General features: G+C 38.4%; 21 protein-coding genes and 4 tRNA genes. 15 read left to right on the plus strand and 10 right to left on the minus strand.

Translation table 11 applies throughout. The features are described 5' to 3' along the window. The first annotated feature begins 34 nt into the window (after positions 1–34). The 5 genes from AC1M9K_RS07735 to AC1M9K_RS07755 all read left to right on the plus strand — a co-directional run bounded on the left by AC1M9K_RS07735 (position 35) and on the right by AC1M9K_RS07755 (position 6,879). Complete coding sequence (locus AC1M9K_RS07735; RefSeq protein WP_481588968.1) at positions 35–1,882, plus strand: extracellular solute-binding protein; 1,848 nt, start codon at positions 35–37, stop codon at positions 1,880–1,882. A gap of 11 nt (positions 1,883–1,893) precedes the next feature. Further along, complete coding sequence (locus tag AC1M9K_RS07740) at positions 1,894–2,964, plus strand: microcin C ABC transporter permease YejB (RefSeq protein WP_481588947.1); 1,071 nt, start codon at positions 1,894–1,896, stop codon at positions 2,962–2,964. A gap of 2 nt (positions 2,965–2,966) precedes the next feature. Next, positions 2,967–3,977, plus strand: a complete 1,011-nt coding sequence (locus tag AC1M9K_RS07745) for an ABC transporter permease (protein ID WP_481588948.1) — start codon at positions 2,967–2,969, stop codon at positions 3,975–3,977. Further along, the gene (locus tag AC1M9K_RS07750; protein WP_481588949.1) at positions 3,955–5,532 is read left to right on the plus strand and encodes a dipeptide ABC transporter ATP-binding protein; all 1,578 of its coding nucleotides are present in this window, start codon (positions 3,955–3,957) and stop codon (positions 5,530–5,532) included. The genes AC1M9K_RS07745 and AC1M9K_RS07750 overlap by 23 nt, the downstream gene beginning before the upstream one ends. 102 nt (positions 5,533–5,634) lie before the next feature. Beyond that, complete coding sequence (locus AC1M9K_RS07755; protein WP_481588950.1) at positions 5,635–6,879, plus strand: NADH:flavin oxidoreductase/NADH oxidase family protein; 1,245 nt, start codon at positions 5,635–5,637, stop codon at positions 6,877–6,879. A 59-nt stretch (positions 6,880–6,938) separates the two neighbouring features. Here the strand turns inward: AC1M9K_RS07755 and AC1M9K_RS07760 are convergent, their stop codons facing one another. The 6 genes from AC1M9K_RS07760 to AC1M9K_RS07785 form a co-directional block, all read right to left on the minus strand. Then, positions 6,939–8,342 (minus strand): iron-containing redox enzyme family protein, encoded by a 1,404-nt coding sequence (locus AC1M9K_RS07760; RefSeq protein ID WP_481588951.1) that lies wholly within the window; start codon positions 8,340–8,342, stop codon positions 6,939–6,941. A 157-nt stretch (positions 8,343–8,499) separates the two neighbouring features. Next, positions 8,500–8,575, minus strand: a tRNA-Glu gene (locus AC1M9K_RS07765). Positions 8,576–8,620: 45 nt separating this feature from the next. Further along, positions 8,621–8,696 (minus strand) — tRNA-Glu (locus AC1M9K_RS07770). 24 nt (positions 8,697–8,720) lie between these two features. Next, a tRNA-Glu gene (locus tag AC1M9K_RS07775) sits at positions 8,721–8,796 on the minus strand. A 214-nt stretch (positions 8,797–9,010) separates the two neighbouring features. Continuing rightward, complete coding sequence (locus tag AC1M9K_RS07780) at positions 9,011–10,423, minus strand: amino acid permease (RefSeq protein ID WP_481588952.1); 1,413 nt, start codon at positions 10,421–10,423, stop codon at positions 9,011–9,013. 108 nt (positions 10,424–10,531) lie between these two features. Beyond that, positions 10,532–10,607: transfer RNA gene (locus AC1M9K_RS07785), tRNA-Glu, on the minus strand. A 270-nt stretch (positions 10,608–10,877) separates the two neighbouring features. On the opposite strand from AC1M9K_RS07785, the gene AC1M9K_RS07790 reads away from it, so the two are divergent. Next, complete coding sequence (locus AC1M9K_RS07790; RefSeq protein ID WP_035266848.1) at positions 10,878–11,345, plus strand: YaiI/YqxD family protein; 468 nt, start codon at positions 10,878–10,880, stop codon at positions 11,343–11,345. A gap of 23 nt (positions 11,346–11,368) precedes the next feature. Next, positions 11,369–12,277, plus strand: a complete 909-nt coding sequence (locus AC1M9K_RS07795) for a DMT family transporter (RefSeq protein ID WP_481588953.1) — start codon at positions 11,369–11,371, stop codon at positions 12,275–12,277. Positions 12,278–12,286: 9 nt separating this feature from the next. On the opposite strand, the gene AC1M9K_RS07800 is transcribed toward AC1M9K_RS07795, so the two are convergent. After that, positions 12,287–12,862, minus strand: coding sequence for a PilZ domain-containing protein (locus AC1M9K_RS07800; RefSeq protein WP_481588954.1), 576 nt, complete (start codon positions 12,860–12,862; stop codon positions 12,287–12,289). Between the two features lie 23 nt (positions 12,863–12,885). Between AC1M9K_RS07800 and AC1M9K_RS07805 the strand changes: the two genes are divergently transcribed. The 3 genes from AC1M9K_RS07805 to AC1M9K_RS07815 all read left to right on the plus strand — a co-directional run bounded on the left by AC1M9K_RS07805 (position 12,886) and on the right by AC1M9K_RS07815 (position 17,363). Further along, the gene (locus AC1M9K_RS07805) at positions 12,886–14,121 is read left to right on the plus strand and encodes a lipoprotein-releasing ABC transporter permease subunit (RefSeq protein WP_092766794.1); all 1,236 of its coding nucleotides are present in this window, start codon (positions 12,886–12,888) and stop codon (positions 14,119–14,121) included. Further along, positions 14,114–14,791, plus strand: coding sequence for a lipoprotein-releasing ABC transporter ATP-binding protein LolD (lolD, locus tag AC1M9K_RS07810; RefSeq protein WP_035266856.1), 678 nt, complete (start codon positions 14,114–14,116; stop codon positions 14,789–14,791). Before AC1M9K_RS07805 ends, lolD begins: the two co-directional genes overlap by 8 nt. 82 nt (positions 14,792–14,873) lie before the next feature. Continuing rightward, a complete protein-coding gene (locus AC1M9K_RS07815) occupies positions 14,874–17,363 on the plus strand; it encodes a DNA internalization-related competence protein ComEC/Rec2 (protein WP_481588955.1) in 2,490 nt (829 codons plus the stop codon). On the opposite strand, the gene AC1M9K_RS07820 is transcribed toward AC1M9K_RS07815, so the two are convergent. After that, positions 17,360–18,295, minus strand: a complete 936-nt coding sequence (locus AC1M9K_RS07820) for a lysophospholipid acyltransferase family protein (protein WP_481588956.1) — start codon at positions 18,293–18,295, stop codon at positions 17,360–17,362. The genes AC1M9K_RS07815 and AC1M9K_RS07820 overlap by 4 nt on opposite strands. Positions 18,296–18,426: 131 nt before the next feature. Here AC1M9K_RS07820 and sppA point away from each other — a divergent pair, with 131 nt between their 5' ends. Beyond that, on the plus strand, positions 18,427–19,440 hold the full coding sequence (sppA, locus tag AC1M9K_RS07825) for a signal peptide peptidase SppA (protein ID WP_481588957.1): 1,014 nt from the start codon (positions 18,427–18,429) through the stop codon (positions 19,438–19,440). Then, the gene (locus tag AC1M9K_RS07830) at positions 19,437–20,246 is read left to right on the plus strand and encodes an alpha/beta fold hydrolase (RefSeq protein WP_481588958.1); all 810 of its coding nucleotides are present in this window, start codon (positions 19,437–19,439) and stop codon (positions 20,244–20,246) included. Before sppA ends, AC1M9K_RS07830 begins: the two co-directional genes overlap by 4 nt. 15 nt (positions 20,247–20,261) lie before the next feature. On the opposite strand, the gene purN is transcribed toward AC1M9K_RS07830, so the two are convergent. Both purN and purM read right to left on the minus strand, forming a co-directional pair. Further along, the gene (gene purN, locus AC1M9K_RS07835; RefSeq protein ID WP_092766790.1) at positions 20,262–20,891 is read right to left on the minus strand and encodes a phosphoribosylglycinamide formyltransferase; all 630 of its coding nucleotides are present in this window, start codon (positions 20,889–20,891) and stop codon (positions 20,262–20,264) included. Between the two features lie 18 nt (positions 20,892–20,909). Further along, positions 20,910–21,980 (minus strand): phosphoribosylformylglycinamidine cyclo-ligase, encoded by a 1,071-nt coding sequence (purM, locus tag AC1M9K_RS07840; RefSeq protein WP_035266866.1) that lies wholly within the window; start codon positions 21,978–21,980, stop codon positions 20,910–20,912. A gap of 135 nt (positions 21,981–22,115) precedes the next feature. Here purM and cxpE point away from each other — a divergent pair, with 135 nt between their 5' ends. The 3 genes from cxpE (at position 22,116) to rbtA (ending at position 26,032) form a co-directional block, all read left to right on the plus strand. Further along, positions 22,116–23,339, plus strand: coding sequence for a chloramphenicol efflux transporter CxpE (gene cxpE / locus AC1M9K_RS07845; RefSeq protein ID WP_481588959.1), 1,224 nt, complete (start codon positions 22,116–22,118; stop codon positions 23,337–23,339). Positions 23,340–23,354: 15 nt separating this feature from the next. After that, a complete protein-coding gene (hda, locus tag AC1M9K_RS07850) occupies positions 23,355–24,062 on the plus strand; it encodes a DnaA regulatory inactivator Hda (protein WP_035266869.1) in 708 nt (235 codons plus the stop codon). 179 nt (positions 24,063–24,241) lie between these two features. Then, the gene (gene rbtA / locus AC1M9K_RS07855) at positions 24,242–26,032 is read left to right on the plus strand and encodes a rhombotarget A (RefSeq protein ID WP_481588960.1); all 1,791 of its coding nucleotides are present in this window, start codon (positions 24,242–24,244) and stop codon (positions 26,030–26,032) included. Positions 26,033–26,038 lie beyond the last annotated feature (6 nt).

Raw genomic sequence — 26,038 nt, forward strand, 5'->3', positions numbered from 1 at the left:
CTTAAGCAATCAGGAATTTCATATCGAGATGTGCATTTCATCAACTTTGTCAAAAGCAAAGTTTATTTTCCTCTTCTTGCCCATTCATATCAGTGCATGGGCAAATCTTCAAACGACGCCTTATATTGCTTTACAGTCAAAACCGAAATATCTGAATTTAGATGCGATGCCATATGCCAACCCAGACGCACCAAAGGGTGGAAAGTTGGTGAAAGCGGCTGATGGGACATTTGATAATCTAAACGGTATGAATGGGCAAGGAAGTTGGGTTGAAGGTACAAATTACTTGTTCGATACGCTATTTTCCAAGTCATTAGATGAACCAAATGTGTTTTATCCACTTTTGGCTGAGAAAATTCAGTTTGATCCAACCCGAACACAATTTGTGATTTTTCATTTAAATCCACGTGCTCGATTTAGTGATGGATCTCCTGTACTGGCTGAGGATGTTAAATTCACGTTTGAAATGTATTTAACTAAAACCAATCCCGGTTTACAGATGTATTTGTCTGATTTAGATAAAATTCAGGTTCTGTCTAAACATGCCGTAAAAATGGTATTTAAATCAGAAAGAAATACTGAAATGCCAGCAATACTTTCACAGATGCCAATTTTTTCTAAAAAAGATTGGCAATCTAAAGATTTTAGTCGAGCAACACTCAAACCCATTTTAGGATCAGGGCCATATACAATTAAAAATCTTGATGCTGGTCGTAGTATTACCTATCAGCGTAATCCCCATTATTGGGCTAAGGATTTACTTGTAAATCGCGGTCGTTATAATTTTGATCAAATTAAATATGTTTATTACCGTAGTTCGGACATTGCATTTGAAGGATTTAAAGCTGGACAATATACATTTCATCAAGAGAAATTTGCTCGTAAATGGAAGACGGAATACAACTTTCCAGCATTTAACTCAGGATTGGTTAAAAAATATAGTGTAGCTTTACAAAACCCTGCTCCGACACAAAGTATCGTTTTTAACACACGAAAAAAACCGCTAAACGATATCTATTTTAGACAAGCAATGACCTATGCTTATGACTTTGAATGGCAAAATAAAGCATTGTTTTATCAACAATATCAACGTTTACAAAGTCATTTTCAGTTTAGTGAGCTCGAAGCAAAGTCAGTACCAAGTCCAAAAGAATTAACAATATTAAAACCTTATTTATCTCGGTTACATCCTTTACAACGAGAAGGGGTATTAAAAGCGTGGAAATATCCCGTCACTGATGGTACAGGTTACAATCGTAAAGGCTTACTCACTGCTCGGAAAATTTTAATTGAGCAGGGGTATTCATTTAAAAATGGTAGTTTGCATGCGCGTGATGGAAAACCAATTCAATTAGAATTGCTTCTTCATCAAGAGGGCTTACAACGGACGCTCATGCCTTATATTCGAAATTTAAAAAAACTGGGTATTCAAGTTTCGATTCGGCAAGTCGATATGCCTCAATATTTACAGCGGATGCGTCAATATGATTTTGATTTAACCACGATGGTGATGCCTCAATCACTAAATCCTGGGAATGAGCAAGCGCAATTTTGGAGCAGTCATGCTGCAGATGAAGAGGGAAATTATAATTTTTCTGGTGTGAAAAATAGCGTTATAGATGAAATTATACAACGTATTATTCATGCACCCGATCGAGAAAAATTAATATTAAATACACGTATCTTGGATCGTTTATTACGTGCAGGATATTATCAGATACTTACTTACGGAAATGATCGTGAATGGTATGCGTATTGGAATATGTATAAACAACCACAGATTAAACCCAAACTCGCTGTTGGTGAAGATTATTGGTGGGTAGATCAACAGCAAGCTCGCAAAGTGTCTGCTTATCTTGGTCGAAGTAAAGGCTCACGTTAAAGGTTAAATTTATGGGTCTTTATATACTTAAACGACTTTTGCTGATCATTCCCACCTTATTTTTGATAATGCTGATCAATTTCGCCGTCGTTCAAATTGCTCCTGGTGGACCTGTAGAACAGGCAATACAGAGAGCTGAACAATTTCAAGGCATTGGTGTTGTGTCTGGTTCGACATCTCATATCAATGAAGTCCAGAGTTATTATCAGGGTACACGAGGACTCAGTCCTGAAATGGTCGAGCAGATCAAAGCGCAATATGGATTTGACCGCCCTGTGCATGAGCGCTTTTTTCTAATGCTAAAAGGATATTTTCAACTCGATTTTGGAACGAGCTTTTTTAAAAATAAATCAGTAGCAACATTAATTTTGGAAAAAATGCCAGTCACGATCTCCCTTGGATTATGGAGTACCTTACTGATCTACAGTATCGCCATTCCTCTAGGGATTAGAAAAGCGAATAAACATGGCGGTCTGTTTGATCAAACGACCTCCTTAATATTGGCGGTTGGTTATGCAGTGCCAACTTTTGTATTTGGTATTCTACTTATTATGATTTTTTCGGGGGGATCCTATTTACAATGGTTCCCATTACAAGGATTGGTCTCTGAGAATTTTGCTGAACTCAGTTTCATTGATAAAGTTAAAGATTATTTTTGGCATCTTACATTGCCTGTCCTTACTATTATATTAGGTGGATTTGCGACCCTTACATATCTAACAAAATACTCTTTTATGGAAGAATTAAATAAACAATATGTGACGGCAGCTCGTGCTAAAGGTTTGACCGAGCAACGCGTTTTATACAATCATGTTTTCCGTAACGCGATGTTGATCGTTATAGCAGGATTACCTGAAGCACTGATCGGAATTTTTTTTGTTGGCAATCTATTTGTAGAAATTATATTTAATCTTGATGGTTTGGGTTTGCTTGGATTTGAGGCAATTCAGCAGCGTGATTATCCCGTGATTTTTGGAACATTGTTTATCTTTACATTGGTCGGTCTAATTTTGAGATTACTCAGTGATGTTCTATATCAATTGATTGATCCAAGAATCAATTTTGATCGTCGAGGAGCATAAAAATGTCTCCACTTTTCGATCAACGAGTTTCAAAATTTAAGTCACATCGACTCGGATACTTCAGCTTCATTTTATTTATCGCGATCTTTATTTTATCCTTGGGGGCAGAGTTTATTGCCAACGAAAAACCAATACTTATTTATTATAAAGAAGAAATTTATTTCCCAATTTTTAAGCCTTATCCTGAAACAACATTCGGTGGTGTCTTTGAGACTGAGGGTGATTATAAAGATCCAGCTGTTCAAGAATTGATTAATGAGCAAGGATGGCAGATTTGGCCTATCATCCCATTTTCATATCAAACACCTAATTATGAATTGGCAGAAGCTTTACCATCTCCACCGACCTCCGTGAATTGGTTAGGCACAGATGATCAAGGTCGTGATGTCTTGGCAAGATTAATATATGGTATTCGTATCTCTTTGCTGTTCGGCATTGCACTTACTATTGGATCTGCATTCATAGGAATTACCATTGGTGCTATCCAAGGCTACTTTGGCGGTTGGTTGGATCTGATCGGTCAAAGACTGTTAGAGGTGTGGGGTGGTCTACCAATGTTATTTATTGTGATGATCTTAGTGAGCATGTTTACACCAAGCGTATATTGGCTGTTTTTAATTATGCTGATGTTTGGTTGGACTGCGTTAGTTGGTCTTGTTCGTGCAGAGTTTCTGAAAGCCAGAAATTTGGACTATGTGCGAGCTGCTCGATCACTCGGTGCTACAGATAGTCAAATTATTATCAAACATATTTTACCCAATGCTATAAGTTCGTCACTCTCACAGCTTCCTTTCATTCTTACCGCTAATATTACCGCACTTACAGCCTTGGATTTTCTGGGCTATGGTTTGCCACCTGATACAGCTTCAATTGGTGAAATTTTACTGCAGGGTAAGAATAATCTATCAGCACCGTGGTTGGTTTTATCTGGATTTTTTTGTCTAGCAGTTGTGTTATCTATTCTTATTTATATTGGAGAGGCAGCTCGAGATGCATTTGATCCAAGAGGCTAAACCAATACTTGAAGTCAACAAGCTCAATATTCAGTTGAATGAACAAAAAATCTTAACTGATTTGTCTTTTCAGCTAAATGCGGGTGAGACAGTAGCGATTGTTGGTGAAAGTGGTTCAGGAAAATCTCTAGCTTGTCTAAGTCTTCTAGGTCTTCAAGATCGCGCTCTAGACTTAAGTGGTGAAATCATATTTCAAAATGAAGATCTGCGTCTAAAACACGAAGATCAGTTGCGCTTAATACGTGGCAATAAGATCGCGATGATATTTCAAGAGCCAATGACGGCACTTAATCCATTACATACAATTGAAAAAATTATTTCAGAACCTTTATGGTCGAAGGGGCTTAAGAGAAAAGACATTCGAAAAAAAATAGAAGAAGTGCTTTGTGATGTAGGGTTGGGTAATTCATCAGACATCCTCAAGCGATATCCACATCAGTTGTCTGGTGGACAGCGTCAAAGGGTGATGATCGCAACAGCTCTGATTTCGGAACCTGAAATTTTAATTGCAGATGAACCAACAACAGCCCTTGATGTATCACTACAGAAGCAAATTTTAAATTTAATTAAAGACCAAGCGCATCAAAAAGATATGGCCTTAGTTTTGGTTAGTCATGATTTAAGGTTGGTGCAACAATATGCTGATCAGGTATTGGTTTTGTCTAAAGGTGTCACAGTTGAACAGGGTGATGTCTCTCAAATATTCCTGCAGCCTCGCCATGAATTGACTCGACTGCTCCTTAATCAGCAGTTTGATTCGATTTCACCTATCAGTGAACAGGCCAAAGAACTTTTAAATACTGAACATCTTCGAGTGCGGTATCCACCTAAGCTGAATTTTCTGAATGTATTTAAAACTCAATTTATAGCGGTGGAAGATTTAAGTTTCCAGCTTAAACAAGGAGAGTCGCTTGGTATTGTAGGTGAAAGTGGGTCTGGAAAAACCAGTGCTGCACTCGCGCTTGCACGACTCATAGAGTCAACAGGTACCATTGAGTTAAATTGTATCAATCTCAATCACTTGTCTGACAAGCAATTAAGAGCGCATCGAAAAGATTTTCAATTCGTTTTTCAAGATCCTTTTTCGAGTCTCAATCCAAGAATGGATGTTTTGTCGTTATTAACTGAAGGGTTAAGATTAAAAAAATTGAGAAAGAGTGAAAAATTAAATCTCGCGATTCAAGCCCTTGAAGAGGTTAATCTCACAAAAGAATTTCTTGATCGTTATCCTCATCAAATGTCGGGTGGACAGCGACAAAGAGTATCGCTGGCCAGAGCACTTATTCTGAAACCTCAATTACTCATTCTGGATGAGCCAACATCTGCATTAGATCGCAATACACAAATAAAATTGGTGAAATTACTTCAAGATATACAGCAGAGAACAGGGATCAGTTACATCTTTATTAGTCATGATCTGAAAATTGTGAAAGCGTTATGCCATCGAGTTATGGTGATGAAAGATGCAAAAGTTTTAGAAATTCAAGAGACAGAACGTTTATTCCGTGCACCGATTCATGCTTATACGCAACATCTTATACAAAATAGTTTATAAAAGTTATTTGACAAGAAGGATTGTCAATTCTAGACTGAAATTCAGGGAAGTCACGCCTAATTGGTTTTAGGTTTAGATAAGCACAAAATTGAGAACTTCAAGATGAGTAAAATTGCTGAGCCGATTCAAATTCGCAATACAACTTTCAAAAATCGCATTATTAAAGGCGCAATGAGTGAAGCTCTAGCGAATGCTGCTGGTGAACCAAATCATTTGCACACAGGCTTGTATGAAGCTTGGGCAAGAGGAGGTTTAGGGTGTTCAATCACAGGAAATGTGATGGTTGATCTACGTGCGAAGAATGAGCCTGGTGTCGTCGTGGTCGAAAATGAGCGAGATTTACCTAAATTAAAGGCATGGGCTGACCTAGGTAAACGTTATGGTATGGTCCAGCTTGTTCAATTGTCTCATCCGGGCAGACAGTGTCCTAAAGGCTTAAATAAAGAAACTGTTGCACCGTCTGCTGTTCCATTTAGTGCTATGTTGGCTACTACCTTTGCTACTCCACGGGCTCTCGAGCATGAGGAAATCCTAGATCTAATCCAAAGGTTTGCAACCTCTGCAGCGATTTGCGAAAAAGCGGGCTTTGAAGGTGTTCAATTACACGGTGCTCATGGATATTTAATAAGTGAATTTCTATCGCCACTGACCAATAAGCGTAATGATCAATGGGGTGGAAGCATTGAAAATCGTATGCGTTTCTTATTAGAAATTTATAAAGCTGTTCGAGCTGCAACATCCGAGAATTTTATCGTTTCAGTGAAATTGAATTCCGCAGATTTTCAACGTGGTGGAATTACTGAAGAAGAAGTGATTCAAGTATTTAAAGCTATTGATGATGCAGGTATCGATTTAATTGAAATTTCAGGTGGTACGTATGAAGCGCCCGCAATGGCAGGTGCTAAAGCTGAACAGCGTAAAGCAAGTACCATTGCACGTGAGGCTTACTTTTTAGATTTCGCAGAGAAAATACGTAAAGAAGTAAAATGCAGACTGATGGTTACAGGTGGATTCAGAACCGTTAAAGGGATGAATGATGCTTTAGAAAGTGGTGCATGTGACTTTATTGGAATTGCACGCCCGCTCGCTGTAGAAACGGATTTAACTGATCGTTTGATTGCAGGACACGATGTTAGATATGCAGTAAAACCAATTAAAACAGGGATTCCATTTATTGATAAAATGGCAATTATGGAAATTATTTGGTATGCGGCACAATTCAAAGCGATTGGTGAGGGTAATCAACCTAATCCAAAACTTTCACCTTTAAAAGTTTTTCTGAATTATGCAAAAGGAAATGTGAAGGCTATCATTCAAGGTAAAGTTAATTCAAGAAAATCTGCATAGTGTGAATCAATATATATAAGGAGCCTTCATGGCTCCTTATTTTATGCTGCGACTTAGAACTAAAGCGCAAGCGTTTGAAAAGGGAAAAGTATCTTAGAAACTTCTTGGGTTGCCCATAATCCGATCGCTCGTGGATGATAGTAAGGTGAGAGATATGGAATTAATAATGCTAGTTTATCGTTTGTATCATCTAATGAATCACATTGATGTTTGATCTGTTCAAGTTCATGTTGATTATTGTATTTTGAGAGCCAGTTTTGATCTCCTGTTACAGGCATTCTTTTTAAACGAATAGTTAATGATTCCCCTTGAATCCAGTCTTTGATCAGCATTTTCTCAGTTGCATTAAATACACCAAACATTTTGCCATCACTATCGTGAATAAGTTTCCAAAAACGACTTTCTTCGACAGGTCTGTTTTTAATAATCCATTGTTTATCAATTAAGATTTGAACAAATTCAGATATTAATTGAGGTTGAGCGAGCCACTCATTAATAGACTTGCCACTGAATTGACATTTTTGGTTATGGATATGTTGACCGACAACTGCTTTTCTTTGCAGAAGTTGATAAACGCTTTTAGTCAGATCAATTTCTTGAATGATATTCGTCGAGCTCAAGCCAAGATCATTCATTTGGAAGCCCATTTTCACCAGTTCAAGATATTTTGATTTATCTTGAGCTTGATGATAATGATCAATAAATGCCTGTATTGATTTTTCAGCATGTCCATTGTGTGCATTATCAATCGTAATATGAACATTAAAATAATGAGGATCAATTCCAAGTTCTGCTAATTCATAATTGGTAATTAACAGGTGTAGTGGTAATTGTTCATAACCCAAGTTAAATCCAATTACTATTGGAAATAAATCATGTGGTACATATGCGAGAGCAAGTTGAACAGCGGCTTGTTCGAAATAAATATCATCTAAATAATTAATGTATGGTTCAAGCTCGAAATGTCGCAGTAAGTTTTGATACATGCAAACATGATTTGCTTTAGCATCTCCCAAGCCAAGTTCTTCTAAGTAGATATAGCTTAGATCTTTGCTTTCAAACAGAGAGGGGTGCGTAAGAGATGAATATAGCCAGGAGCCATCTACATATTTAACTGGAGCAACTTTATATAAAAATTCTAAAGCATGAGAGATGGTTGGAAAGTAGTCACGCCCAAGGCCTGATTTTCGTTGATCTAGATAACTTTGAAATTTAGAACAAGTTTGATCATGTTCGTGTTGTATATGTTGCCTAACTTGTTCTACCTGATCAATCCACGATAAATGAGTCGTATTGAGTTGATCAAATAGTGAAAGAACATAGGTTTCAGCATATTCTGTTTTACATTCACGATTCACTTTAGGGTCTAAAAAAAACTCAACCCAGTCTTTATTTGTTTTAGGACTAATTGTATTTAATTGTGATGGGGATGCTAGGGGATTAAGTACGGTGTTGTCCAACATCATCTTCTCCAAGCGTTATTAAGGGTTTAAACCACCATAACCTGCAAAGATGATAATGTTGTTTATTTTGTGTTCGATTTTTAGGGTGACTAAGTTATAAAAAAAAGCCCAAGTCTTAAATGCTTGGGCTTTTTTATGAGATGTATCATCTCGAATATGGCGTCCCTACGGGGATTCGAACCCCGGTTACCGCCGTGAAAGGGCGATGTCCTAGGCCTCTAGACGATAGGGACAGTGCAGAAATATATTTTAAACCATGTTATTTCAATTGAAATTAATGGCGTCCCTACGGGGATTCGAACCCCGGTTACCGCCGTGAAAGGGCGATGTCCTAGGCCTCTAGACGATAGGGACTTAATAAAATCTACTTCTGAAAATTGGCGTCCCTACGGGGATTCGAACCCCGGTTACCGCCGTGAAAGGGCGATGTCCTAGGCCTCTAGACGATAGGGACGTTTCAGAGGTGGGCGTATAATAGGGTGAAAATAGGGGGGTGTCAAACGCATTTCAGCAAAAAAATTAAAAAAATGGTGTGTTCGTATGAAAATAAAACAATATTGAATTTAAAGGCTAAATTTAGATCAAATCTCCAAGAAATATTAGAAAAGCATTGGGAAAATAGGAACTGTCTAAGCAAAAAAATAGCGACCGAAGTCGCTATTTCAAAATCAAGATTTATCGTGATAAAACAGGTAATAACTGGCATAGCATACAGCAATGAACGCTAAACACCCGAAAAAGCTAATACGCATACTTGGATCAAATACCATACTTAAGCATGTGATAAAACAGAACACAAAACCTAAGATTGGGACAATTGGAAATAATGGAGCAGCAAAGCCCAGCTCTTCTTTTTTGCGCCCTTGCTTATACCAATCGCGTCTGAAATTAAATTGGCTTAAACAAATACTCATCCACACAACGACCATTGTGAAAGCAGCAATACCTAATAAATTGGTAAAAATAGTCTCAGGTGCGAATTGTTCTGACAATAATCCTGGTAACCCACCGATCATTGTCACGATCACTGCAACATAGGGGATACCACGTGCATTCACTCTAGAAAATACTGCAGGGAGCTGCTTTTTGTAAGATAAAGACCACATCATGCGTGACGCAGCAAACAAACCAGAGTTAGCAGCTGATAATAAAGCGGTAATAATTACAAAACGGATGATATCTTCTGCATAGGGAATACCAATATGCTGGAAAACAGTCACAAATGGAGAGCTACTCACACCTTCAGCAGCTAAGCCAGCTTCTTGATGTGGAAGAAGTGACGTTACTACAATGATTGTACCTACGAAGAAAATCAACAGACGAAAAATCGCTGTATTAATCGCTTTAGGAACATTTTTAGCTGGGTCTTTAGTTTCACCAGCAGCAACCCCAATTAATTCTGTTCCAGAGAATGCGAAGTTTACGATAAGCATCGTAGCAAAAATTGGGAATAGACCTTCAGGGAACCAACCTTGAGCCGTTAAATTGCTAAATAAAGGCGCCGTTTCGTAACCTTGATAGCCAATTACGCCAAAAATTGCGAGTAGGCCTAAGAGAATAAATGCAACAACAGTAATAACTTTAACTAATGCCAGCCAAAATTCAGATTCTGCGAACCATTTTGTGGAAATCATATTTAAAACAAATACGAATACACCAAAGACTATAGTCCACATCCACATGGAACTATCTGGGAACCATTCCTGCATGAGGAGGGCGGCGGCTGTAAACTCAGTTCCTAATGTAACCGACCAAGTTAACCAATATAACCAAGTGATGGTATAGCCTGTTCCTGGTCCAATATATCTTTTGGCATAAGCACCAAACGAACCAGACTCAGGCATATGAACGGCAAGCTCACCTAAACACAGCATAACCATGTAGGCGATAATCCCGCCAAGGATATAAGAAATAATGGCACCTATAGGCCCCGTTTGTGCAATGACTTCACCCGAACCTAAGAAAAGTCCAGTACCGATTGCGCCGCCAAGCGAAATCATAACCAGATGTCGAGTACTCATAGCGCGTTGTAAAGGCGCAGAATTGCCCTGATGCGAAGCATCATTCGGAGATGAGTGCATAGGATTGAAAATTCGAAACAAATGAAGCGAGTTATTGTAGTGAAAAACTACAATTCTTCAATGAAATAATAGTAATTTTGAATATTGAGTGATCGTATGAAACGATAATGGCGTCCCTACGGGGATTCGAACCCCGGTTACCGCCGTGAAAGGGCGATGTCCTAGGCCTCTAGACGATAGGGACGTTGCGAGGTGCTTGTATATTAAGGATAGACATTTCAATTGTCAAAAGCTTCGTATCAAAAAAAGTTTTAATCGTTCATACATTAAGCAAAAACAATCAATTAGTTTTAATTTTGATTAAACTGACAACAATAAGATTTTTCATGTATTTAAATAACATGGAGAGAAGGTCCTCACTATAAAAAAACGATCCGCTTTATATTCATCATATCAAACCAGCCATCTGTAAAATTTGATAAGATGACGTGGTAAGACAACGAAGGAAAGAGGCGTGTTGCCATTTAAACTCTGGGTGGATGCTGATGCATTACCTAAAATTTTGCGTGAAGTCATTTTAAGAGCTTCTGATCGTTATCAACTTGAAGTAACTTTTGTCGCCAATCAAAATGTAGGAATAACTCCTTCTGTTCGTATTAATTCAATACAGGTGATGAGTGGAGCAGATCAAGCTGATAAAGAAATTATCGAACGTATGAAAGAGCATGATATTGTCATGACGCAGGATATTCCTCTAGCAGCTCAAGTCATCGAAAAGGGTGGCGTTGCAATTCATCCACGTGGTGAAATTTGGACAGAAGCTAATATTAAGGCACGATTACATTTGCGTGATTTCATGGAAACTTTGAGAGGGGCTGGCGTTCAAACCGGTGGACCACCGCCAATTTCAGAAAGAGATAAGCGTGAATTTTCAAGTGCTTTGGATCAAACGATTCAAAAACAAAAAAGAAAAACTGCCTGATTTATCTTATCAATCGAGTTCACATGCCAGAAAAATCTAAACTTATGCTCATTTATGCCTTATTGGTCATCATCTGGGCAACAACTCCACTTGCGATTGTGTGGAGTGTAGAAGATATTTATTTAATGTGGGCATTGGTGATTCGATTAGGCTTGGCACTGCCTATCGCGGCATTGCTTCTCATTGTTTTAAAGGTAAAATTTCCTTTAAATTCAATTGCATTGCATAGTTATTTTGCTGGTTCATTTAGCTTGATTGGTTCACAATTTTTTACTTATGTAGCTACTGATTATCTAAGTTCTGGCATGATTGCACTGATGTTTGGATTAGCACCAATTATGGCGGGGCTTATTGGAAAATTTATCTTTCAACAAGATTTGCATAAGCTGCAATGGTTAGGAATGATCGTCGCGATTACTGGGCTCGTAGTGATCAGTTTTACTGGATCATCACAACATATCCATCCCATTGGAATTGGTTTAATGTTGCTTAGCGTTTTTTCATACGCAATGTCAATTTTTTGGGTAAAAAAAATAAATGCTGATGTAGCACCGATGGCACAGGCGACAGGTTCAATACTGGTTTCTACCTTTGTTGCATGTTTAATTGTGCCATTTATATGGAAATATTTACCTACTGAATTACCTTCAATGAAGTCATTACTTGCGATCATATATTCTGTTGTTATGGCTTCATTAGTGGCTATGTTTTGTTATTTCTATTTGGTCAAAAAAATCCAACCGACGACATTGTCACTGACAAATGTAATGACTCCAGTTCTAGCACTTGGTGTAGGCGCTGCATTTAATCATGAGAAATTAACGCTAGGTATGATACTGGGAGCAATGATCCTACTTCTGGGATTGTTTATGTATTTTTATCGGGATATAGAAGCGAATCAGAAATTTAAACAAAAAGTATTAAAGCCTTAAGTTGGATGCTCAGCGATTCTGTGAGTTTTTTAAATGCTTCAAGGCTTCTGTTAACTTTACTTTGTCTTGGGGATGTAACGTTAGAAAATATGCACCGGTTCTAAACAGCCCATTTTCTTCTTGATTGCTGTAGACAACCTGTGCAGTTGCAGCGATATGAAAATCATTTTCAGGGTGACTCAATGTGATATGAATATAGGTTTGTTCAGGGATATGTTGCTCAGCATAAAAACTAAAACCCGTTTCAGACAAATTGACTTGAGTAGGTACTGGTAACATGGTTTGTACAATAGAGTCGTAAAGTGAGCCCGTAATCAGGTTTAATTTTTGATTAAATAAGGATAATATCCGAGCAATTTGTTGATCTTTTTGATTTAATTGTTCTAATTCGTACATAAGCGCATGATCAAATTGATCTAATTCTGCAAGTAAGAGAAAATAGCGCGGTAGTACAAAATTTGAATCATAGGGATCATTCAAAGCGACATCTTTAGTGATGATCTGATAATTTATTCTTAAGGCAGCATCAATACGTGACATGACGCGTCTTTCAATATTGCCACTTTGATGCTGAAGATTTTTCATTAAAACACCTCGGACTAGATGGTATGTTTAAACCGATCTCGCTGTATATAGGGTTGAGATACACTCGCGCACGGCGAAGTAATCACTTTATTTCTTTTATTGCTTTAGTTTCCATGATCGGTCTGACTTTGGGCGTCGCTGTTCTCATTACTGTGTTATCTGTAATGAACGGTTTCGATCGTGAATTAAAAAACCGTGTCTTGGGAATGGTACCTCAAGCGACTGTTTCCTCTACACAAATTCTAACAGACTGGCCTGAGCTTGCAAAGAAAATAGACCAACATGAACATGTGACGGGTGTTGCACCTTTTACACAGTTGCAGGGGATGTTAACAGCCCAAGGACAGGTTGCAGGGATAATGGTCACGGGTATTGAGCCTGACTATGAAAAAAATGTATCTATTATTCAAAATCATATGGTTCAAGGCGACCTCAACTCATTAAAGAAAGGTGAGTTCGGGATTGTTTTGGGCAAGCAGATGACGGATGCTTTAGGTTTAAGTCTCAATGACAATGTAACATTGGTATTACCTGAAGCGACACCATCACCCGCTGGCGTTGTTCCACGATTTAAACGTTTTAAAATTGTCGGTATTTTTAGTATTGGTGCGGAAGTGGACTCGATGATGGGTTACATCGCGCTAAATGATGCTTCGACACTGTTGAGACTGCCGGATGGTGCACAAGGTATCCGTATGAAGCTAGATGATATCTTCAAAGCACCACAAGTCGCTGAAGAAGTTGTTATGGATTTACCAGGCAATTTCTATCCATCAAATTGGACTTATACGCACGGCAATCTCTTTAGTGCCATTCAGATGGAAAAAGCAATGGTCAGCCTTTTACTTTTCCTGATTGTCTTGGTTGCAGCATTTAATATTGTATCTTCATTGGTGATGGTGGTTACTGATAAAAAATCCGACATTGCTATTTTAAGAACCTTAGGTGCTTCACCAGCAACGATCACTAAGATTTTTATGGTACAGGGTACGGTGATTGGTGTTGTAGGAACACTGGCAGGAGCAGCACTAGGTATCATCTTTGCAACGAGCATCAGTGGATTTATTGGCTGGCTGAACACCGCTTTTGGACTAAATTTATTCGATGCATATTTCATTAACTATTTACCATCGTATCTACGTTGGCAAGATGTGGTGGTGATTGTTAGCTTATCACTAGCGCTAAGTTTCCTTGCAACAATTTATCCAGCGCTGCGTGCTGCTAAAGTTCAACCAGCAGAGGCTTTACGCTATGAGTAATATTGTCTTAGAAGCCAAAAATATTCATAAACATTTTACAGATGGTAAATCAACTGTTGAAGTGATTAAGGGATTGGATTTAGTTGTTGAGCAAGGACAATTTGTTTCAATTGTTGGATCAAGTGGTTCGGGTAAGAGTACGCTGTTACATGTATTAGGGGGGCTTGATCGTCCGTCCGAAGGTGTAGTGATGCTTAATGGGCAGCGTTTTGACACTTTAGGCGAAGCTGAACGCGGTTTCCTACGTAATGAACACCTCGGATTTGTGTATCAATTTCACCATTTACTTCCTGAGTTTACGGCTTTAGAAAATGTATCAATGCCGCTGATGTTACGTAAAGATGCAAATTTTAAAGAAGTAAAAGAACGTGCAGAATATTTGTTGAATAAAGTGGGTTTATCACATCGTTTAACGCATAAACCAGGTGAGTTATCTGGCGGTGAGCGACAACGCGTTGCGCTTGCACGAGCTTTAGTGGCTCAACCTAAATTGATGATGGCAGATGAGCCTACTGGAAATTTAGATCGTAAAACTGCCGTCACAATTTTTGAATTGCTTTCCGATCTGCGTAAAGAATTTAATATGGCAATGCTCATCGTGACCCATGATGAACAGCTCGCACAAACTGCTGATAAGATTTTGCATATGCAAGATGGATTGTGGGTATAGCCTAAAAATCCGATTAACAGTCTTGTTAAAGCCCACTTAGGTGGGCTTTAATCTATTTAAGAAAAATAAACATAAAAGTTAGATGTTTTTAATATTTATTCTCATCTTTTGGATCATTGGTGTTGCTACGATCAGCTTTCAGGGTGAAGTTGAATATTCAACTCTCTTGCTGGGTATGGCAAGTATCATTTTGATCATGGGTTACTTTGTACGATTAATGAGGCAACCTGATCGATTCATTTATCCTCACACCTCAAGTATTGTCCAGTCATCATCAAGAATGCTTGTGCTAACGGGAATTTGTCTGATCACATTTGTTTTGGGGCATCAACATGCAAAAACAGCCTTACACGATCGTTTAGAGAAACGTGTTCAATATATTGAAGAAAAAGAAATAGTTGTCTATATCAATAAAATTAATCAGCTGAAAATGGATCAGGAAAGTCGATCAATACAGCAGCGTGCGCAAGTGATCGACAAGAAGCAAGGACAATCTCAAACGCTATTATTATATTTGCGAGAGTCAAAACTTGATACGACATTAGAACTAGGGCGCTATTATAAAGTTATGGGAAAATTAAGACCCGCACATAGTTATGCAGTAGATGGGGTATTTGATCATGAGAAATGGTTGTTGCAGCAAAATATAGCTGGAACAATGCGTGTAGATTGGATCGTACCTGTAAGTGAAGCGGTGTTATATTCTGAAGGTTATTTATCTTCAACCGATGTGCATCGGAGCCTTATCGCACGATTGAGCCTGAGCATTGAAAAAGCACGTTTAGCTTTTAGGGATGATATCGAACAGGGAGTATTCAGAAATAAGGGTTTGCTAGTCGCGTTACTCACAGGTGATAAGAGTCTACTGACGGAGCAACAAGAAGAATTATTTAAAAAACTAGGCATTACGCATTTATTGGCTATTTCAGGTCCACATGTTCTAATTTTTGCTGGTTTATTATCGTGGTTCATGGGGCATCTTGTATCAATTTTTCGTCCTCATATTTTTCTAAAAGTTCCCAAAACATATTTACTTTTAATCCCTTTCGTATGTGGGGTAATTATTTATAGTTTTTTTTCAGGGCTCGAAATTCCTGCACTAAGAACTACATTGTCAGTTTGTCTAATTAGTATCGCTATTTTATTTAAATTTAAGATTAAGCCTTTTGTGCTATTACTTATCAGTGCGAGCTTTATGCTCTATTTAGACCCTTTTAGTACTTTATCTGCTGCATTTTGGCTTTCGTACGGCGCATGTTTGATTTTGATTCGTGTATACCAAACGATCGTTCATGAACAGCAAAACACTGCTTTAATCAACAAATATCATTTTCTAGATAAAGCAAAAATGTATCTTAAAATACTTTTGCAATCCCAATGGAAAATATTTATTGCACTGTTACCATTCACTTTACTGATATTTCAACAGATTTCTTTACTTGCACCATTTGCTAATTTAGTTGCTGTTCCAATGATTGGGACCTTGATCGTGCCATTAGAAGTACTGGGCTATTGTCTCAGCTTTATTCCTTTTGTTGGTCTATTTTTATTTCATCTGGCTGATATGTTGATATCGGTGCTTTTGGTGCTGCTGACTAAGTTGGGATTAATATTAGACAATCCATTGAAATGGGTGGCGTTAACGAAAGCACAAATGTTTTTGCTCGCTTTGGCAGTATTGATGTTCTTTATGCCAAAGAATGTAATCCCTCGATTATGGATACCCGTATTAGGTGTGGCATTGCTGATGCCTAAACGTGATGATGGATACGATATCATTGAAATTTTAGACATAGGACAGGGGCAATCCATACTCTTACAGTCATCAGGGAAAAATGCTTTAGTTGATACAGGCGGGAGCTTTGATGAGAATACATTTAGTATTGGAGAAAGTGTAGTTGTCCCTTTCTTAATTCAACGTGGAATATCAAAATTAGATCAAATTTTTATGAGTCATCTTGATCAAGATCATGCTGGTGCATACCGCGCTATCGAAAAACATATACAAATTGATCAAGTTATCTCAAATGAAAAAGATGATAGGTTTCAGCAAGTGAAATTTGATTATTGTCGACAGCATCAACAGGTGCAATTGGGTAGGATAAATATACAATTTCTCTCACCAGCTGAATCACAATTAAATTTTGTCAGTCAAAATCGTAATGAGCTCTCTTGCGTAATATATCTGACATTACCCTATGCTAACGATTTTAAGCATCTTCTGATTATGGGAGATGCAGGATGGGAGACAGAGTATAGTATTTTAAAGCAGTATCCTGAACTTAAAGTAGATATTTTAATCTTAGGACACCATGGCAGTCGACATAGTTCATCTTACGACTTTTTAAAAAATACCAAACCTAAAATTGCCATTGCATCGGCTGGTTTTGATAACCGCTATAATCATCCACATCCTGTTGTCAAAGAGCGTTTAAAAGCGCTTAATATTCCGCTACTCGATACCCAATCGAAGGGCAGCATTCGAATGACCTTCGATAAAAACGGAGATGTACAATTTCGATATCATCGAGATCAAAAAGCGTGGTTAACTCGGAATAACCCCATAGATTAACTTGCTTTTCTAACTTGTTCTATTTTTGCTCTGGCTTGTTCTGCAGGGATACGATAAATGTTATGTAGATCAGGATTTGCACGGAAACGTTTGTAGCTCCAATGAGCATGTTCAGGATAACGATGAATCAGGCTTTCTATTGCACGGTGAATTACTAACGTTCCATCAGCGGGAGTGCCTTCATAAATCGAAGCATCCATTGGTTCAATAAATACATCAAAATCTTCAGTTTCATTGCGAATTGCATAGACCAAAAGGCCTTTGGCTTTAGTTTTTTGGATGAGTTTGGCACTTAAATTACTGGACTCGAGTGGGATGCCGAAATAATCGATCATTTCACCACCGTGTTTAGGATTGTGATCTGGAAGAATCACAGTTGTCCCTCCTAATTTAAGGGCTTTAAAAATTTGTCTTATACCACTCTCATCTGTAGGGACTAAAGTTGCTTGTTCTCGACTACGAGCCTGGCGCACAAATTGATCTGCTTCTTCATTCTTGATGGGTTTATACATGATGGTCATCTTGGTATACTGTGCGAACCACGCATTCATGACTTCCCATGTACCAAAATGTGGTGCGAGTAAAATAATCCCTTTCTTTTCAGCCATTGCTTCATGAAAATATTCAGCACCCGTGACATGGCGTATTCGTGAAATATTGGTTTCATTTGAGCTTCCCCAAATACTAAAAAATTCCATATAAGATTGAAGTTCGTTTCTTACTGCTGCACGAGTCACTAAATGTTTTTCTTCATCAGAAAGATGTGGTAAGCAAATGTCGATATTGAGGCGGATGGTGTTCGTAGTTTTTGTAATTTTTAGCGTATTAATCAGCCCTGCAAGCATTTTTGCAAAAAAACGAGAAAAACGAATCGGACGGCGACTGAAGAAATTTAACAGGCGGGTTGTGGTCGATGTTTTGGTTTCAGGCATTAGATTCAAAATTTGGTAAGTTCATAGAATATTGTGATTTGGGTTTATTATATGTTAAATCTTGACTTATAAATAGTTTGACCTCATTCCTTGTATATAATGTCAGCTTAAATTTAATTTGGATGGTATGTATGTCCGCTTGGCCGCCTGAACCACAAAATGAAAATCAAAAACCTAATAACCAACCTAACGGAAAAGAATGGCAAATTTTAGAAAAAGCTGTTCTCGCATCTGTAGAAGAACAGAGACGTGCAAGACGTTGGGGAATCTTTTTTAAATTTCTTACTTTCGCATATCTGTTATTTATTGTTTTGGTCATGGGGAAAAGTTGCTCAACGACTTCCACTGAAAGTGCTGTGTCATCACAGCATATTGCTACGGTGGATATCGTGGGAACGATTGCTGCAGACCAGCAAAGTGTGAATAGTGCAGATACGATCAAAGGTTTGAAAAAAGCATTTGAAAGCAAGCAATCGCAAGCTGTTGTTTTAAATATTAACTCTCCGGGTGGATCTCCAGTTCAGTCTGATGAAATTTGGCAAGAGATCCAATATTTAAAGTCGGTTTATAAAGATAAAAAACTTTATGCATTAATTGGTGACACAGGTGCTTCAGGTGCATATTACATTGCGTCTGCAGCGGATGAAATTATTGTTAATCCATCAAGTTTAGTCGGCTCAATTGGTGTCATTATGCCAAACTATGGAGTGAGTGGTTTGATGCAAAAACTTGGCGTTGAAGATCGCACCATGACTTCAGGTGAGAACAAAGCATTATTGTCGATGACACAACCAGTTGATCCTGCACAACGTGCACACGTACAAGGTGTATTGGATAATGTTCATCAACATTTTATTGATGCAGTCAAAAAAGGTCGTGGCAATAAATTGAAATCGCAAGACCCTGCTATATTTTCAGGTTTGTTTTGGACTGGTGAGCAGGCTGTGAAGCTCGGTATTGCAGATCGGATTGGCAGTATTCACACACTGAAACGCGAATTAAAAGTCGAAAAAACGGTAGATTATACTATTCAACGTAGCCCCTTTGATTCTGTGCTTGGACGACTTGGAAGTGAAATTGGTCAAGGTTTTGCTTCTTCAATTTCCAAGCAGATTCAATCTGAGCAGGTGAATCGAATCCAATGAAACCATTGATCCATTTTGCTCATGCCAACGGGGTTCCATCGAAAGTTTATCAAAAATTTTTTGATGCTTTGTCTGATCAATTCGATGTGATTTATACGACCAATCTTGGTGTTGATCAACGTTATCCTGTAGATCAACACTGGGAAAGTATGACACAGCAAGTGATTGATAATATTGTTCAGAAATCCCATGGTCGTAAAGTGATTGGTATCGGGCACTCCTTAGGAGGAGTTTTGACGTTCAAAGCTGCGTTGAAATGCCCAGAACTTTTTAGTCAAACTATTCTTCTCGATCCACCTCTTATTATGGGGCTAGAATCATTTGCTATGCATATTGCAAAGTCTTTGAAGTTAAAAGCAGTGGATCAAATGTCGCCAGCGGCATTGTCTAAACGTCGACGTGATCATTGGGATAGTCGAGAGCAAGCTGCAACATTACTTCGACCCAAAGCATTATATGCAGCATTTGATGAGCAATGTTTTAATGACTATATTCAATTTGCATTAGTTGAAGATCCAACGCGTGGCGGCGTTGAATTGGCGATTCCAAAATCTATTGAAGTGGATATTTTTAGAACCAATCCTTCATTATGGTGGCTGCCTCAACCTAAGCTCAAAGTTCCAAGTCAATTAATTGTTGCTTCTGAAGGTCCATTCTTAGCACGTAAATTCCCTCATAAAGTGAGGAAAAAGTTTGGTGTGCCTTTTAGTATTTTTGAAGGTGGACACATGTTCCCACTTGAACATCCTGAGCAATTGGCTGCGCATTTAAAAACTATTTTGACGCCACTAAAAAACGCAGCCTAAGCTGCGTTTTTTAAATCAAATATGACAGAACTGTATTGGATCTTTCAAAATTTGATTTTTATAGTGCACGCCTTCGGATGTGACTTGAATGGTTTGATTACAAATCCATTCTACAACTTGAGGATAAATTAAATGTTCAAGTTGATGTACACGATCAGCTAAAGATGCAACATTATCATGGTGCGACACTTTGAGTACGCCTTGAGCAAGTGCTTGACCTGCATCTAGTTCTGCAGTGACATAATGTACTGTACATCCATGCCATAAATCACCAGTATTTAATACACGTTGATGTGTATGCATTCCTTTGTAATTTGGTAGTAGAGAAGGGTGGATATTGATCATTTTACCCTCCCATGCTTTAACGAACTTAGCACTTAAAATACGCATAAAGCCCGCTAAAACTACAAGATCAGCTTCCCAGTCGAGCAGTTGCTGATGCATAACATCATCAAACGTTTCACGGTCTGGGAAGTTTTTGTGTTCAATCACTGCAGTTGCAATGTTGGCATGAGTAGCACGCTCAAGTGCGTAAGCATCAGGTTTATTCGAGATCACACCGACAATTTGACCTGAAAGGTTTGCATCAATTAATGCTTGTAGGTTTGATCCGTTACCTGATACTAAAACAGCAATTTTAATCATGTTTTAACAATAAACTGATTAAGCGAAGATCACACGAATTTTTTCGTCTGCACCTTCGACAGATTCAGCATTGTCAACAATGTGGCCCATTGTCCATGCTTTTTCGCCGAGTTGATTTAAGATTTCAACTGTTTTATCAGCTTCAGCAGCATCAACAACTAGAACCATACCTACGCCACAGTTGAATGTACGGTACATTTCAAATTGTTCTACACCACCTTCACGTTGAAGAAGTTTGAACAGCTCAGGCCATTCCCAAGAAGATTCGTTTACTACAGCTTGAGCACCATTTGGTAATACGCGAGGTAAGTTACCTGGTAAACCGCCACCTGTGATGTGTGCCATCGCGTGAACATCAACCTGTTTGAGAAGCTCTAGAATTGGTTTAACGTAGATACGAGTTGGCTCCATTGCGACATCAGCAAGTGGACGACCATCAACAATTTGAGTTAAATCAACATTTTTTACATCTAAAATTTTACGAAGAAGAGAGTAGCCATTAGAGTGTGCGCCGCTTGAAGCAACACCAACTAATACATCACCAGCTTTAACTTTAGAGCCATCAATAATTTTACTTTGTTCTACAACACCTACACAGAAACCAGCTAAATCGTAATCTTCACCTTCATACATGCCTGGCATTTCAGCAGTTTCACCACCGACCAACGCACATCCAGCAAGTTCACAACCTTGACCGATACCTGTCACTACATTTGCTGCGACATCAACATTGAGGTGACCAGTTGCGTAATAATCAAGGAAGAAGAGTGGTTCAGCACCACAGACAAGTAAATCGTTCACACACATTGCAACCAAATCCTGACCAATTGTGTCATGACGGTTTAAATTCAATGCTAAACGTAATTTTGTACCAACACCGTCTGTGCCAGATACGAGAACAGGTTCTTCATAACCTTTAGGAATTTTACAAAGTGCACCGAAGCCACCAAGACCGCCCATTACTTCAGGACGAGTCGTGCGTTTAGCGACAGATTTGATACGATCGACTAACGCGTCGCCCGCCTCAATGTCGACACCTGCATCTTTGTAGCTTAAACCAGTGTTTGGGGTAGAAGTTGAGTTGCTCATATTGAAGTCTCCGCATTCGCGCGGGGATTATAACCCGAATATACGAAACTCTTATGTTATTTATGCACTAAAATGTTATCTTTACTAAAATATTTTCCTTTACATAACGAATAATCTTAAAAAAGGCGAGTTTCTATGGTAGATCGTACCCTACGCCGTGTTTTTATCCTTGCAGGGATAGCTTTATTTCTCTGGATTTTATACTTATTAAAACCGGTCGTAATCCCATTTATTGGTGCATTTTTAATAGCTTATCTTTTCAGTCCATTGGTTGATCGATTGCATAAGATAGGTTTACCTCGTTGGTTGTCTATCAGTTTGGTATTTATTGGTATTGGTGTCGTGATCACATGGGCAATGTGGTATTTGGTTCCATTAATTTGGGAACAGCTGATGTATGCTAAATCCAGTATCCCGAAAGTAGTTCATTGGGTAAATTTTAGCTTCTTACCGTGGTTATCAGATACTTTCAATATAGTGCCACTAGAATTAGATGTAGATCAGATTTCAGCAGCTGTTATGGAGTATGTTCAAACCAATTATAGTGCTGACAGTATCCAAGCGATGGCACTCAAATTGGCACAATCTGGTCTGAATTTTATTCAGATTGGTGGGACAATTGTACTGATTCCAATTATTGCATTTTATTTCCTCTTAGATTGGGATCGAATGCTCAATAGTTTGCGTCGACTCATTCCACGTCCTTATGAAGCTTCAACGCTTGAAATCGTAGGTGAATGCCATAGCGTACTAGGTGCATTTGTAAAAGGACAATTCCTCGTGATGATCCTTTTGGGGATTGTTTATGCTGTTGGTTTACAACTGATTGGTCTGGAAGTTGGTTTGATTATTGGCATGATTGCAGGCTTGGCAAGTATCATCCCATATTTAGGATTTGCAGTAGGAATTATTGCTGCCGTGATAGCAACTTTCTTCCAATTTGGTATGGATTGGACTCAACTCCTTTTAGTTGCAGTGGTGTTCATGGTAGGGCAAGCTGTTGAAGGTTATGTGCTTCAGCCATTCTTATTGGGAGATAAAATTGGTCTTTCTCCAGTAGCGGTCGTATTCGCTGTATTGGCTGGTGCACAATTGGCTGGTTTCTTGGGTATGTTGATTGCATTACCTGTTGCAGCTGTAATCGTGGTACTGCTCCGACATGCACGTGACACTTATGAAAGGAGTACAATTTATGGTACGCCAGCTGTTGCCGTAGCTGATCATGGTGGTGGTGAAATTACAATCCAAACCGATCAGGTTGATATTGAGCTTGATCTCAAACCACAATCAATCAATAATCAACAAGATATTGCAACATCTGAAAAAATCGATGTGCAGAAACAAAATAAAGAACCTTAAGGTGACCAAGCATTTATGCGGCAACTGCAACTTGATATAGAACCTCAACTTGATGCACGGATCAGTGATTTTTCCGGCCCAGGTTGGGGACCCGTCATTGATGCAGTTCGCCAACTTCATGCTGGATTAATGAATCGATTTTACCTTTATGGCGGTGCGGGCACAGGTAAGAGTCACTTATTAACTGCGATATGTGACTCATATCTAGATGTTGGGAAATCTGCAATTAAAGTGTCATTGCTAGAATTGCTCGATGCTCCAATTGAGGCGATTACTTCATTGGATCGTTATGATTTGGTCGCTCTAGACGATATTGAAGCGATTAGTGGTGTACCGCATTGGCAAAAGGCGGTATTTCATTTAATAAATAATAATAATGATGGTGGAGGACAACTAGTCTTTTCATCTAGATCTGCGCCAATTGAATTGAAACTTGAATTACCAGATCTTCAGTCGAGATTAACTCAAGCGGTGAGTGTTAAAGTGCCAACAGGTCAATCCTACGCTGACCGCTATGCCTTATTACATTCTGTGTTGGATCGTAAAGGTGTGCATTTTGATCCTTTAATTATTGATTATCTGCTGACCAATGGCCCGATACAGACCAGTACCTTATTACAAACGGTTGATCAATTATCAAAGTTACTACAGGGTGAAAAAGTTAAGCTATCCAACGCAACCCTTAAGCAAATCTACGCGCTCATCGATCAGTATAGTGCTTAAATGCTTTTTAAATGTTATTCAAAACTCAAAATGTAGATTTTATCTGAACTCGGCAATTTTTTACTTAAAAATAATTGAGAATTCTAAAAATTTGTGACAGATTAGTCAAAATGGACAAATAGCGCTACATAATTAAAGTTCGCTACTTAAAAAAATAAAGAAAAATTAAGGAGATGGTAATGCTCAGACGGGGCTTAGGTCTTGTATTGTTGTGTGCAACAGGGCATGTATTCAGTGCGGATATTGTGGTTACGACCACTGAAGATATCACCAAAAATGATGATCAATGTTCGTTGCGTGAAGCAATTGAATATATTAATCAGGGTAAACCTGAAGCAGGTCTCAATGGCTGTGGTGGTAAAGATGCGACAGATAATATTATCTTATCTACGAAAGAATATCTTCTAAACGAGCAAGTTCGCATCTCTAAACCGATGGTTTTTAGAACGCAGTATGAAACTACCATTGTTGACGATATTCCTGGTACAAAAAATGCCGTCATAGCAATGAAGGGTACTGATAGAATTTTCCATATTGAGCGAATTCGTCCTAAAGCTGATAATGAAATTAGAGATGCTGCAATTGGTGTGGAATTTTACGAAATTACCTTGCAAGGTTGTACTGCATCTGTATGCAAAGACAAAGGTGGGTTAATTCTCAATTATGAACGGCTAAAATTTGATAAAAGCCATCTTATCAATGGCAAAGCAAATTTTGGTGGTGCGATTTATAATGTTGAATCATTTATTGAATCCGAAACTAGCAAAATTCGTTCCGCGCGAGTGAATCTAGTTAATTCGTTACTGGAAAACAATCAAGCACAACAAGGTGCTGTTTTGTATAGTGAATTTCCTGATTTTGACATTAGTGCTTCTGTTATTAAAGGTAATAAAACAACAGATTCAGAAGGTTTCGCAATTTATAGCCATAAAGTGTTGAGTGAAGATGAAACTAAGGTGACCAATCTCAATTATGCCAAAGTGATCAATTCAACAATTTTTAATAATAAGGGCTATATTATCAATGTGAAGGATGGTATTGCGCTTAATAACAATACGCTGGTCTTTAATGATTTTGGCTTGATTTTTAATGCGCCGTTTAAGAAGGCATTGCTTACTAACAATATAATTGCAAAAAATGGCAATCTAGACTGTCGTGTAGAGACTGCAATAGATCAATCAAATTTAAACAATAATTTATATGGTTTTGGTTGTGAGGGCACAGCTTCAGAACAACTGGGCGAGCGCACATTATTAGCTGGGACTGATGTAGAAGGTGAATGTGATGTTAATTCATCTGGCATTTTATGTCCGTTCAAAGTCTATTCTGGCTATGCTTTAGGATATTTCCGCCCAAGAGTGTTGCCTAGTTATCGACAATTAACAGATTCTCCGATCATTAATCGTGGACCAGATTCAAATGGTACATCATGTGAAACAGTTGATCAGCGTGGCAACGCACGTAAGGATCGTATTTTGTGTGATCGAGGCGCAATCGAACTTATTCAGTCAAGTACGTCTTCAGGCAGATTTGGCAAGGATATCTTTTACGGAGAAATTGTTAAGTTAAATATTAATGATTTTCTAGGAGATGGTGAGCTAATACCTGCTAGTCAATGTGATGCCTTAGTCGGACCTCATCCCAAAAAAGAAGAATGGCAAGCGGGCTGTATGATCATCCAACAAAATAATTCTCCAAGTAAAGGTAAAGCAGAACTACTCCAAAATGGGGAGTTTACTTATACGCCTCAAGGGAATTGGCACGGAACTGATGATTTTAAAGTTTTGGTCGTTGTATCTACACGTCAATTGAATGAGTCAATGAATCCTTATATCGAAATTCCAACCGTCATTAAACAAGACCCCAGAGATACTTATACAAGCGATAAAGTAAAAACTTCTGGTGGGGGGCTAGGTCTAATCTCCGTATTAGGTCTGATGACTTTAATCGCGATACGTAGAAAAAAATAATAAAGG

Source organism: Acinetobacter sp. 24-47-67, assembly GCF_056779735.1.

Bases quoted from the DNA above. Each gene is read 5' to 3' on its own strand.
- AC1M9K_RS07780 (WP_481588952.1), bottom strand. From the start codon at position 10,423: ATGCACTCATCTCCGAATGATGCTTCGCATCAGGGCAATTCTGCGCCT.
- cxpE (WP_481588959.1), top strand. From the start codon at position 22,116: ATGGTAGATCGTACCCTACGCCGTGTTTTTATCCTTGCAGGGATAGCT.
- AC1M9K_RS07815 (WP_481588955.1), top strand. From the start codon at position 14,874: ATGTTTTTAATATTTATTCTCATCTTTTGGATCATTGGTGTTGCTACG.
- purM (WP_035266866.1), bottom strand. From the start codon at position 21,980: ATGAGCAACTCAACTTCTACCCCAAACACTGGTTTAAGCTACAAAGAT.
- AC1M9K_RS07760 (WP_481588951.1), bottom strand. From the start codon at position 8,342: ATGTTGGACAACACCGTACTTAATCCCCTAGCATCCCCATCACAATTA.
- hda (WP_035266869.1), top strand. From the start codon at position 23,355: ATGCGGCAACTGCAACTTGATATAGAACCTCAACTTGATGCACGGATC.
- lolD (WP_035266856.1), top strand. From the start codon at position 14,114: ATGAGTAATATTGTCTTAGAAGCCAAAAATATTCATAAACATTTTACA.
- AC1M9K_RS07820 (WP_481588956.1), bottom strand. From the start codon at position 18,295: ATGCCTGAAACCAAAACATCGACCACAACCCGCCTGTTAAATTTCTTC.
- AC1M9K_RS07755 (WP_481588950.1), top strand. From the start codon at position 5,635: ATGAGTAAAATTGCTGAGCCGATTCAAATTCGCAATACAACTTTCAAA.
- purN (WP_092766790.1), bottom strand. From the start codon at position 20,891: ATGATTAAAATTGCTGTTTTAGTATCAGGTAACGGATCAAACCTACAA.
- sppA (WP_481588957.1), top strand. From the start codon at position 18,427: ATGTCCGCTTGGCCGCCTGAACCACAAAATGAAAATCAAAAACCTAAT.
- AC1M9K_RS07800 (WP_481588954.1), bottom strand. From the start codon at position 12,862: ATGAAAAATCTTCAGCATCAAAGTGGCAATATTGAAAGACGCGTCATG.
- AC1M9K_RS07805 (WP_092766794.1), top strand. From the start codon at position 12,886: ATGTTTAAACCGATCTCGCTGTATATAGGGTTGAGATACACTCGCGCA.
- AC1M9K_RS07750 (WP_481588949.1), top strand. From the start codon at position 3,955: ATGCATTTGATCCAAGAGGCTAAACCAATACTTGAAGTCAACAAGCTC.
- rbtA (WP_481588960.1), top strand. From the start codon at position 24,242: ATGCTCAGACGGGGCTTAGGTCTTGTATTGTTGTGTGCAACAGGGCAT.
- AC1M9K_RS07795 (WP_481588953.1), top strand. From the start codon at position 11,369: ATGCCAGAAAAATCTAAACTTATGCTCATTTATGCCTTATTGGTCATC.
- AC1M9K_RS07740 (WP_481588947.1), top strand. From the start codon at position 1,894: ATGGGTCTTTATATACTTAAACGACTTTTGCTGATCATTCCCACCTTA.
- AC1M9K_RS07830 (WP_481588958.1), top strand. From the start codon at position 19,437: ATGAAACCATTGATCCATTTTGCTCATGCCAACGGGGTTCCATCGAAA.
- AC1M9K_RS07745 (WP_481588948.1), top strand. From the start codon at position 2,967: ATGTCTCCACTTTTCGATCAACGAGTTTCAAAATTTAAGTCACATCGA.